Origin of the sequence: Pseudoduganella rivuli, from assembly GCF_009674485.1 — a bacterium.
GTDB classification, from domain to species: Bacteria; Pseudomonadota; Gammaproteobacteria; order Burkholderiales; family Burkholderiaceae_D; genus Rugamonas; species Rugamonas rivuli_B.
Map to the genome: position 1 here is coordinate 1 of NZ_WKJJ01000048.1, position 9,134 is coordinate 9,134.

General features: G+C 58.3%; 9 protein-coding genes and 1 pseudogene. 7 read left to right on the top strand and 3 right to left on the bottom strand.

Annotation, left to right across the window (positions count from 1 at the left end):
• Together GJ700_RS35815 and GJ700_RS34430 are read left to right on the top strand one after the other, a co-directional pair.
• The coding region (locus tag GJ700_RS35815; RefSeq protein ID WP_229507413.1) for a hypothetical protein at positions 1-230 on the top strand (230 nt) is incomplete at its 5' end.
• 1,827 nt (positions 231-2,057) lie between these two features.
• Positions 2,058-2,924: a replication initiation protein gene (locus GJ700_RS34430; RefSeq protein ID WP_154382694.1), complete on the top strand. Its 867-nt coding sequence runs from the start codon at positions 2,058-2,060 to the stop codon at positions 2,922-2,924.
• A 94-nt stretch (positions 2,925-3,018) separates the two neighbouring features.
• Here GJ700_RS34430 and GJ700_RS34435 read toward each other — a convergent pair whose 3' ends face one another.
• The gene (locus tag GJ700_RS34435; RefSeq protein ID WP_154382696.1) at positions 3,019-3,630 is read right to left on the bottom strand and encodes a recombinase family protein; all 612 of its coding nucleotides are present in this window, start codon (positions 3,628-3,630) and stop codon (positions 3,019-3,021) included.
• Between the two features lie 343 nt (positions 3,631-3,973).
• Between GJ700_RS34435 and GJ700_RS34440 the strand changes: the two genes are divergently transcribed.
• Positions 3,974-4,552, top strand: coding sequence for a replication protein (locus GJ700_RS34440; RefSeq protein WP_154382698.1), 579 nt, complete (start codon positions 3,974-3,976; stop codon positions 4,550-4,552).
• On the opposite strand, the gene GJ700_RS34445 is transcribed toward GJ700_RS34440, so the two are convergent.
• Together GJ700_RS34445 and GJ700_RS34450 are read right to left on the bottom strand one after the other, a co-directional pair.
• Positions 4,553-4,816 (bottom strand): ribbon-helix-helix domain-containing protein, encoded by a 264-nt coding sequence (locus GJ700_RS34445; RefSeq protein ID WP_154382700.1) that lies wholly within the window; start codon positions 4,814-4,816, stop codon positions 4,553-4,555.
• 60 nt (positions 4,817-4,876) lie between these two features.
• A complete protein-coding gene (locus GJ700_RS34450) occupies positions 4,877-5,521 on the bottom strand; it encodes a nucleotide-binding protein (RefSeq protein WP_154382702.1) in 645 nt (214 codons plus the stop codon).
• A 281-nt stretch (positions 5,522-5,802) separates the two neighbouring features.
• On the opposite strand from GJ700_RS34450, the gene GJ700_RS34455 reads away from it, so the two are divergent.
• The 4 genes and pseudogenes from GJ700_RS34455 to GJ700_RS35820 form a co-directional block, all read left to right on the top strand.
• Positions 5,803-6,492, top strand: a complete 690-nt coding sequence (locus GJ700_RS34455; protein ID WP_154382704.1) for a hypothetical protein — start codon at positions 5,803-5,805, stop codon at positions 6,490-6,492.
• Between the two features lie 4 nt (positions 6,493-6,496).
• Positions 6,497-7,183: a hypothetical protein gene (locus GJ700_RS34460; protein WP_154382706.1), complete on the top strand. Its 687-nt coding sequence runs from the start codon at positions 6,497-6,499 to the stop codon at positions 7,181-7,183.
• Between the two features lies 1 nt (position 7,184).
• Complete coding sequence (locus GJ700_RS34465) at positions 7,185-7,712, top strand: metal-dependent hydrolase (RefSeq protein ID WP_195764112.1); 528 nt, start codon at positions 7,185-7,187, stop codon at positions 7,710-7,712.
• A 1,069-nt stretch (positions 7,713-8,781) separates the two neighbouring features.
• Positions 8,782-9,134: pseudogene (locus GJ700_RS35820) on the top strand (hypothetical protein); the annotation flags it as partial.

Sequence of the window (9,134 nt, forward strand, 5' to 3'; positions counted from 1 at the left end):
CCCCGCCGGCGCAAAACATTTCCCATCCCAAACGTATAACCGCCGAGCCCGCCATTTCCCAGGCGCCGCCCCAGGCCAGCTGGACCGCACCAGCGCCCGCAGGAGGCGATAAATCTGCGCAGGTAGCCCAACCCCAATCAACCCGTCCAAAAACCGTTTTAAAGCCCTTTGGAGCCCTCCAAACCCTGGATGCCACCAACCCCTTACCCCGGATTCGAAAAAACGCCTAATCGGCCGCCCCCGGCCCGGACCTCCCGGAACCGCCCCGGGAATTCAAAACCGGTCTTCCAACCCGACTTTATGCCAATACTTGGCACGTATATGCCAATCGTCGGCATAAAACCCCGCCTTTTACCCGCTCGGAGCCCGTTTTAATGGCCATAAAGCCAATTGGCCCCGGATTAACCCTTTTCGCCGTTTTTCCCGCCGCGGCATTATCCGGCCCGACCCGGCTCCTAAATCCGCGCCCGCCCTGAACCCCGCCGAGGCCCCTGGCGAGCCCCAGGAAGGCTCGCTACGCCCCTGCGGTGCGCCCTATGCAGCCAAACCAGCCAGCATAGACAACAGGGTAAATCCCATTTCCCGTATTCATAACGGAAAACAAAACCATAAACCCGTGCGTCCTCCATGGAATCGCCAGCCAATCAAACCCACCATGGCCGCTTTCCATTTCAAACCACGCGCCCATCATTTCATCGACAGCCGGAAATAATAAACCGTGACGCGTCACTTCAATTTTTCTGGCTTTTTGAACAGATCAAATCATCAAACAATTGGTGGCAAAAATAATCCTGATAATCAAAAGCCACAATCATTCGATGCTTCGGCTTTAAACGTATTCAATCCCGCTCAATAATAGGACCAATTACCGATTTCTCTCTATTCATATTCAATCGAAATACAAATTCTCACAAAACAATATCCTATTTCAATTAGTCATAACCAACAAGCATTAAAGAATCCTATTTTTCTTATTCATTGATTTAATTAAACAAGCCAACCACATTAAAAATCATAATATACCATATTTTTCCAGCGTCGCAATTTTCAAATCATCCGATATATAGCATCGGCAACACGCAAATAAATCAGCCAATTACTTACGCGAAGTAGAGAATTCCATACCATGCGCATATAAAAATACCGATCGCAAAAACAAATCATCGATCATAAAAATATTCACGCGCAAAAACAATCAAAGCAAATGCGATCGCGCCTGTTAACTCAAATAACCAAGTCAACTAAATATTCTGACGCGCGCCCGCCGGCGCTTGTCTCCGGTCGAATTTGCTTCGCAAATCAAGCCCCGCTAAAGCGGGGTCGATCCGGCCGGTTATTTCGGAAAATCGGAAATACAAAAACCCTTTAAAAACATTGGTAACGCATCGCCCATGGCTCAGGCAGATATTGCAAGACAGGCATCGGTATGTGCAGGCCAGCGGCCCAGGCGGCCGCCGCGTCCCGAGAGGGCGCGGGGTTTCGGCCGGCGCCACGGCGCGCAGGGCCCGGAGCCCGGCTCAAGCCGGGTGAGGCGGTAGGGGCCGGTCCGGCAGGACTGCCCCGCAGGGGCACCCCGTAGCCCGCCGAAGGTCTGCGCGACCGTTCCGCGGCGGAAACTTTGCGCAATCGCAACACCAAAAATTTCGAAAGGAGGAAATTTCTGGTGGGAAGTTGAAAAAGTGTCACGATGAGCGTCGCGTAAGCGATGCGCAGCGGCCCGCGGCCCCGGCAGGGGCGGGGGTCTTTCTATGCCCCCTTCAGGGGGCCTGGAGCAGTACGAATCGGGCGAAAGCCCATGAGTGTTTTTAGGTTTACTGTTTTTACTGTTTTATCTATATAGAGATTGGGACACTTTTTCCGGTGTATTGGGACACTTTTTCCGGTTGTATTGGGACACTTTTTCCGGTTAACGTATCTTTGGGACACTTGACAAACGATGTACCAATAGCATAATGGTACACCCGAAAAACGATGTACCAATAACCGGAAACTATGTCCCAATAGGGGCTGATTTTTCGCGTCCGACCAACCGGAAAGTATGTCCCAATAGGTGACCAATGCAGGCCAAAGCCCAGCACATGATCAGGCTCGACAAAGACCGGATGTTGTGTGATATGCAAGTCAACATGAGCAATTCGCTGGCCAGAAGCGCGCATGGGCTCTCGTTGTCGGAGAAACGCATTATCGCGGCCTGCATTGCCAAGACCGACCAACTCCCCAGCATGGAAGCCGTCAGAGAGCGTGGCGCCTGGCTGGTGCGCCTTTCTGCCGCCGATTATGCGGAAACGTTCGACGTCGACCTGGACACGGCCTATGACCAGCTCCAGGCTGCCGCCAAAAACCTGTTCAAACGCTACATTACTGCCGTTCGGGACACGAAAAACGGGCCGGAAATCTACCACTGCGTGTGGGTGGGCGCGGTGCGCTACCACAAGGGCGAAGGCTGGATTGAACTGTCTTGGTGGCATGAGATTGTGCCGCACCTGTTCAACCTGGCAGGGGAGTTCACGCAGTACAAGCTCACGCAGGCAACGGCGCTGCGCTCGATGTACTCGTGGCGGTTATTCGAACTCTTGCAATCGTGGAAGGGAACGGGCTGTTATCAGCCATCGCTCGACGACTTCTGCAAGTCGATGGAAGTGCCGGAGTCCTATCGGAAGAATTTCAAGTTGATCCGGACCCGCGTCATCGAGCCGGCCGTCCAGGAGCTGGTCGAGAAAAACAACATGCCGATCACCTGGAAGACGCTTAACGCGGGCCGCAAAGTGGTTGGGCTCGATTTCATGTTCAAGCCTGTGGAAGTTCTCGAGGAAGAGCCCGGCGAGTCGCTCAGGCCGATGATTGCAGAAGACCAAGCCTACCGCGACAAGCTGGAAGCCAATGGCCAGCAGCGCATCGATGCCGCGCTGAATGAGGTCGAATAAGCCGCAAAGCTCGTATCCATGCGGGTTTCGACCTTAACTATGACATTTTTAGGGTCGAACTCGGTGCGACCGGAAATTTGTCGTGATGAAGCCATCACTCCCCCAGCACCTCCGGCCGGCGCCGCCTGAGCCACTGGTACAGCGTATTGGGCGACACATCGAGCAACTTGGCCATGGCCCGCTTGTTGAGGTTGAGCTCGAGGTAGTGGTCGATCTTCCTGGCATGCGCATCGAGCGCCAGGGTCTTGGCCTCGCCAGGCGGCCGCCCCAGCACCGTCCCCTCGGCCCGCACCCTGGCCAAGCCCTCCTTGGTCCGCTGCACGATGAAATCGCGCTCGATCTCCGCCGCCAGGCCAAAGATGGTGGCGTAGATCTTCGACTGCAGCGACCCATCCATGATCATGGCGCTCTTGACCACGTGGATCGCCACCTGGGCGTTGGCGGCCGCCTGCATGATCTCCAGCACCTGCAGGGTGGAACGCGCCAGGCGCGACACCTCGCTGACCACGATCACGTCGCCGGCGACGCAGCTGCCCAGCAGCACGCCGATTTCCCGCTGCCGCCAGTCGACCTTGCTGCTGACGGTGTCCTCCACCACCTCCGGCACGCCCAGCTTGCGGGCCGCGCAGTACTCCAGCACCCCGAGCTTCTGCGTGTTCACGTCCTGCATGTCGGTCGACACGCGCAAATAGGCGAACAGAGCCATGTCCGATTCCCTTAAGTGTTCAGTATTTGACTTTATTTGAACACATAACGTTCAAATAAAGTATTGAGAAATGTTGAACACAAGCGGCCGGATGATCTGCGCACACGTGTGCGCAGTCGCGTGCACATTAGGGGTAAACCCATACCGTCAAAATGCGTAGATGCGGCCGTAGGAAAGATGTAAGAAGGGATGGTCCTGAGACCCGCATGAATCCTCACTCAGTAGTTCGGAACTTGCGCCTTAATGGCTCAGGTTTCGCACCTTAATGGCTCAAATGTTTTACTTATTTTGACCCATTAAGTATCATGATGTGAGCGTTTAATTCTCAAAATGTAGGTGCAAAATGACCCAAGAAAATGAGCCGCAGCCTAATACCAGGCGCGGCATCGTCCTCTATGAGACCAATCCTTTCATGCTCGGAGTAAAACCGCGCACTAGGCGCGTGGCCAATAAACGCGGCAACATGATGCTGGTCAGTAGCGATACCGGCGAAGTGCAGGCGCCGGTGGCCGGTTTTTGGGAGGCGGAACAGGTGGACGCTGCCAAGTTCGTGAAACTCTTCGTGAATGGCGTCAAAGCCCTCAAGGAACTGACTGGTTCAGGTACCAAGGTGTTCGAAGTGCTGTACCTGCGCATTCAAGAGAACATCGGTAAAGACCGGATCTTCATGTCCTTTTCCGATCTGGATCAGGCGATTACGCCGATGAGCCATAGCACCTACAAACGCGGCCTGGCCGAATTGATCCAGAAGGGATTTGTTGCAGCAACTCCGACACAAGGCTGGTTCTGGCTCAACCCGGATTACGTCTTCAACGGGGACCGCCTCGCCTTCGTTAAGGAATACCAGAAGGTCTCCCGCCCGAAACGTGCCCAGGTTGATACCAAGACCATGGATATTTTCGAGCAACTGAAGCACGAATGATCACTTCGCCTCATCCCCCTCCAGCTGCAGGAACACGGCCCGCTTGATGTAGCTGGCCCGCGCAATCCCCTGCCGCTTGGCCATCTTGGTCAGCCGCTCGAGCTGCTCCTTGCTCAGCCGCAGCGTAATCTGCACGCCGTCCTCCTCCGCAGCCTTGGGCTGCCGCGCCGGCTTGGCCATCCTGGGCGCGTCCGGCGCCGCCTGGATGAACTTCTGCAGCGCGCTTTCCATCTCGTGAACGAGCGGTTTCTTGGTAATCGCCATATCGGGCTCCCGCGAGAAATTGAATATCAATCAGAGATTCTAAGAATATTCATTGAATATTCAAAATAGCGATTGCAGCAACGCGTTCAACTCGGCAATCGCCTTGTCGTCGCGCGGTGTCAGCTCCAGCACCGACATCCCGTTCCCCGCCGCATTGGCAATGCTCTTGCGGCGCCGGATCGGCGTATCGAGGTATTGCAGCGCCGGATAGTCCGCCACGGCCGCCGCCGCATCCTCGTTGTCGGTACCGGCGGTATCGGCCATGTTCAGCACCGCATAGGCCTGCAGCCCGTCCCGCATGGCGCGCGCCTCCTCGATCAGGGCGGCAATGTCCGCCACCGCCCACACATCGATGGAGCGCGGCTGGAACGGCACCACCACCAGGTCCGACAGCACCAGGGCGGCCCGCAGCGCCGTGCTGTCGCGCCCGCCGGCATCGATGACGATGTCCTCGAACTTATTGCGCTGGTGCAGCACCTGCGTGCGCAGCTGGCCGCCGTCCGCATAGTGCGCGGTGGCGATCGCCGGCAGCCGGTCCGCCTCGCCGCGGATGGCCAGCGCGGTCGACGCCGTCGCCTGGCGGTCCGCGTCCACCAGCCACACGTCGCGCCCGGCCATGGCCCGCGCAATCGCAATGTTCAGCGCCAATGTGGTCTTGCCAACACCGCCCTTGGTCGAGCCCACCGTGATGATTTTTCCGCCCATGCATGCCTCCTGGATAAGGTTGAACGACTATACAGGATTCCACCAATTTGACTGCTATTTGAATATTCAAAAGATAGTCTTTTGATGGTCTTTTGCAGAGTCCGCTAACTGAACAAAACCGTCCCTAAAACCCGGACGCCCGCCGAGCCCGGATGATCGCCGTCACGGCTCGGCTCGTAACACCCTCAGCCGCCTGCCGCGAAATTTCATTTTTCTCAACATCGGATCCCGCCGCCGGCCGGACAATCCCCGCAGGGCCCGCCGGCCCCGGGGAGTTGCCCATGAAAATGCTGATCCTGCGCAGCGGCCGCCGCTTCGACCAGTTGCGCGCCTGCGTCCCCATCGTGCGCACCAAGACCCGCAAATACGGCGCCGTGCTGGACGAGCACTGGCTGCCCACCCGGCGCGACTGGCTGATCCTGGGCGCCAACGCCGCCGGCAAAACCCGCTGGCTGCAGCGCCTGCACCGCCACGCCCCGCAGATCTGGCGCAATCAGCCCGCCTTGCTGCTGCGCGCGGTCGACCCGATCGGCGCCTGGTCGTCCGATCCCCGCATCCAGGCCCATATGGAAGCCACCAGCAAGCAGCCCTGGAGCAAGGCCAAGGCCTGGGAGAAAAGCGACTGGCTGATCCGCTGGGTCGAACACCATCACGCCGTGCTGCTGCTGGACGACGCCCACCAGCTGGCCGGCCGCAAGCTCGACATCGCGCAGCGCCTGGCCCTGGTGGCCGGCCGCATCGTCACCGGCGCGAGCCAGGAAAGCCGCATCCCGATCAACCTGCGCCTGGCGCTGCTGCGGCGCGAGCCCGTCGTCGAGGCCTTGAAATCCGACGCCGCCTACGACGCCACCGCCGTGTTCCTGTGGCTGCTGATCCTGGCGGCCCTGGGCGCCGGCGCCTGGCAGCTGGCCGCGATCCTGGGCGGCATGAAGTTCCTCGGCCGGGGCAGCCGTGCCGCGCGCCAGACGTAGCCTCATGCTGGCGTTATTGATCCTGCTGGCCGGCGCGCCCGGCGCCGGCACCGACCTCGACAAGCCGCCGCTGACGGTGCCCCTGTTCGATGGCGCCGAACGCACGATTCAACCGCCGCCAGACCCGTTAAAACGCCCGACAATCCCCGATTACCGCCGCTTATTCGACCTGACGGTGGCTTGTTGGCCCGAAAAATCGTGGTTTCGGGGCGAATTGCACGTGGAAGGCCGCCTGGCAAACAAGAAAAACGCCCAAAACAGCGCCCTGGACCCGAATTCCGGCACGATTACCACCCGCGACGACCGCTATATCGCCCTGGTGGCCCGGATTCCCCTGATGTCCGCCTCCGAGCTCGACAAGGAGAGGAACCGCGAAGCCGAGCGCCGGGGCAAGATTGCAGAGGCGGTCGGCAGCCTGGTCAGCGCCTACGCCGAGCGCGTGATGCAAACCCGCCAGTTGAGCCTGCTGCAGGCGCTGGAGAAGCGCGCCCAGGAGCGAGTGCGGGTCGGCGTGGCGGAAACCGGGGAGCAGGTGCGCTACCTAGAGCAGGTCGCCGCTCTGGAAACCCGGATCCAGGCCCTGCACGGCGATGAAATCAAGGCGAGATTGCACCTGCTCGGCATGTGCGACGAGACCAACATGGCCCGCATCGACGCCTACCTCGACACTTTTCACACGGGAAATCAATGACATGCGCTGGATCAGCCACATCGCGATCGCCGCCAGCCTGTGCGCCGCCGCCAATCCCGGCGCCGTGCCGGCTGCGGTGCTCGGCTCCACCTTCCCCGACTGGTCGGAGTGGATCCTGCGCGCCGTCACCGGCCGCAAGGTGCGCCACCGCGGCGCCACCCACTACCTCAGCACCTGGCTGCTGCTGGCCGGCTTCGCGGCCCTGTTGTGGGACTGGCAAGGCTGGCTGCTGTGGTTCGCCCTGGGCAACGTCATCCACTGGTTCTGCGACGCCCTGACGGTCAGCGGCGCCCCGGTCGGCTGGTGGTCCGACCGCCGCGTCACCCTGTTCGGCGGCCGGGTGAAAACCGGCAGCATGGCGGAGCTGGCCATCACGGCCGGCATCGTGGCGCTGTGCGCCGTGGTCATTTACACCAGACGCGACGTCCCCGGCACCTTCATCCCCTTCTTTTACCGCTACGACCGCCTCTACCGGGACGGCCTGATCGACGGCAGCGAGTGGAAACAGCACCGTTTCGACTTCATTTGAGGTGCAAAACCCACCAAAATGCCTGCAATCGGCACGGTAAAGCCAGAAGAAGACAGAAATTCCCAAAACATGCGAAAACTTCGCAGCAAAACCGCCCTCCATCCCACTTTCCAACCAAAGCGGTGGACAACTTTCCACAGCCCCGCCCGCCAAGCCTGATGACGTAACTGATTGATAACAATACAAAAACAACAACGCGAAAATGACAACCGTCATGCAGCGCAAACATCCGCGCCAGGACAGCAGCGAACGTCGGCCAGCGCGCCAACGCCAAATGAGACGACAAATGTCTCAGCCTAAATATTTGATTTGATTGGAATGGACAGGCAATGAGTCGTCCGCGTGGACAGCGGCGATATTCTCATCGTGAGGCAGGAGCGGGATTCAAAACTGCCAACATTGTCAACCACTCTAATCCTTCCGGATAATTATTCCGATTCTTCCGGATCGATTCCATGTTGCCAGCGACTTCACTTTAATTCTTCCCAGCGTTTCGGTTATTGATTCCGGCACACTGTTTGCTTTGCCTTTTAAAGACTTCCGGCTGGCATTTTGCTCTTCCGGTTATCACCGCCTGGTGGATTATTGCCGCTACTCGCCGGGTTATCTGCCACCCGCTTTCGCCGCCTGACTGCCACCTTGCCGCTTTTACCGAAGAGCGCGCCGCCATTTGAATTGCCACCGGTCCGTCTGATTTGCTGCTCAACTGACCTGGGCGGGAAGCGCTGCGGTTTTCGTTTTGCTTTGCATTTCTTGCCAGGGCTTCGGCGGGAACTGGAGCAAATCAAACACCGTGAAAGAATAATACCATCACCTTTCCCATCCGTACCAGTAAAAGTTATTCGGCACAAACCGCTTCATGGCATTTTGACGACACGCAAACATAAGCCCGGACCGCTGCCGCTATTCACCACCGTCCCTATCCCGTCATTTTCAAGCGTTGCACGACCTCCACCATACACCATCAACCAGGTGGAACCATCGCAAGACCTCATTCAAAGTCGCCAGCAGCGATTCAAATCATCGGAAAGCGACCAGCGTTGATTCAACCGCACTGCATTGAGATTGAATGGTCCATTTCAAACCCAATACATTCACATTTAAACGCTGTTCCAACCCCGATCCATTCATCCAGTCGCCCTGGTTGAAGCATTCCGGCCATTCAACCATTCAATGCCATGCCCGAACCCCCTCTCATCCCGTGGCCGGAAATAAAAAAAAGCAGGCCCGCAGCCCGCTTTCAGCATTTGCCCCCGCCCGAATTCCCGCACCCGCCAGGAAAAATCACTCCCCAACCCCGCCGGCGCAAAACATTTCCCATCCCAAACGTATAACCGCCGAGCCCGCCATTTCCCAGGCGCCGCCCCAGGCCAGCTGGACCGCACCAGCGCCCGCAGGAGGCGATAAATCTGCGCAGGTAGC

What these genes read in the sequence shown, in the direction of transcription:
- GJ700_RS34465 (WP_195764112.1), top strand. Translation starts at nt 7,185, where the DNA reads ATGCGCTGGATCAGCCACATCGCGATCGCCGCCAGCCTGTGCGCCGCC.
- GJ700_RS34460 (WP_154382706.1), top strand. Translation starts at nt 6,497, where the DNA reads ATGCTGGCGTTATTGATCCTGCTGGCCGGCGCGCCCGGCGCCGGCACC.
- GJ700_RS34435 (WP_154382696.1), bottom strand. Translation starts at nt 3,630, where the DNA reads ATGGCTCTGTTCGCCTATTTGCGCGTGTCGACCGACATGCAGGACGTG.
- GJ700_RS34450 (WP_154382702.1), bottom strand. Translation starts at nt 5,521, where the DNA reads ATGGGCGGAAAAATCATCACGGTGGGCTCGACCAAGGGCGGTGTTGGC.
- GJ700_RS34445 (WP_154382700.1), bottom strand. Translation starts at nt 4,816, where the DNA reads ATGGCGATTACCAAGAAACCGCTCGTTCACGAGATGGAAAGCGCGCTG.
- GJ700_RS34455 (WP_154382704.1), top strand. Translation starts at nt 5,803, where the DNA reads ATGAAAATGCTGATCCTGCGCAGCGGCCGCCGCTTCGACCAGTTGCGC.
- GJ700_RS34440 (WP_154382698.1), top strand. Translation starts at nt 3,974, where the DNA reads ATGACCCAAGAAAATGAGCCGCAGCCTAATACCAGGCGCGGCATCGTC.
- GJ700_RS34430 (WP_154382694.1), top strand. Translation starts at nt 2,058, where the DNA reads ATGCAGGCCAAAGCCCAGCACATGATCAGGCTCGACAAAGACCGGATG.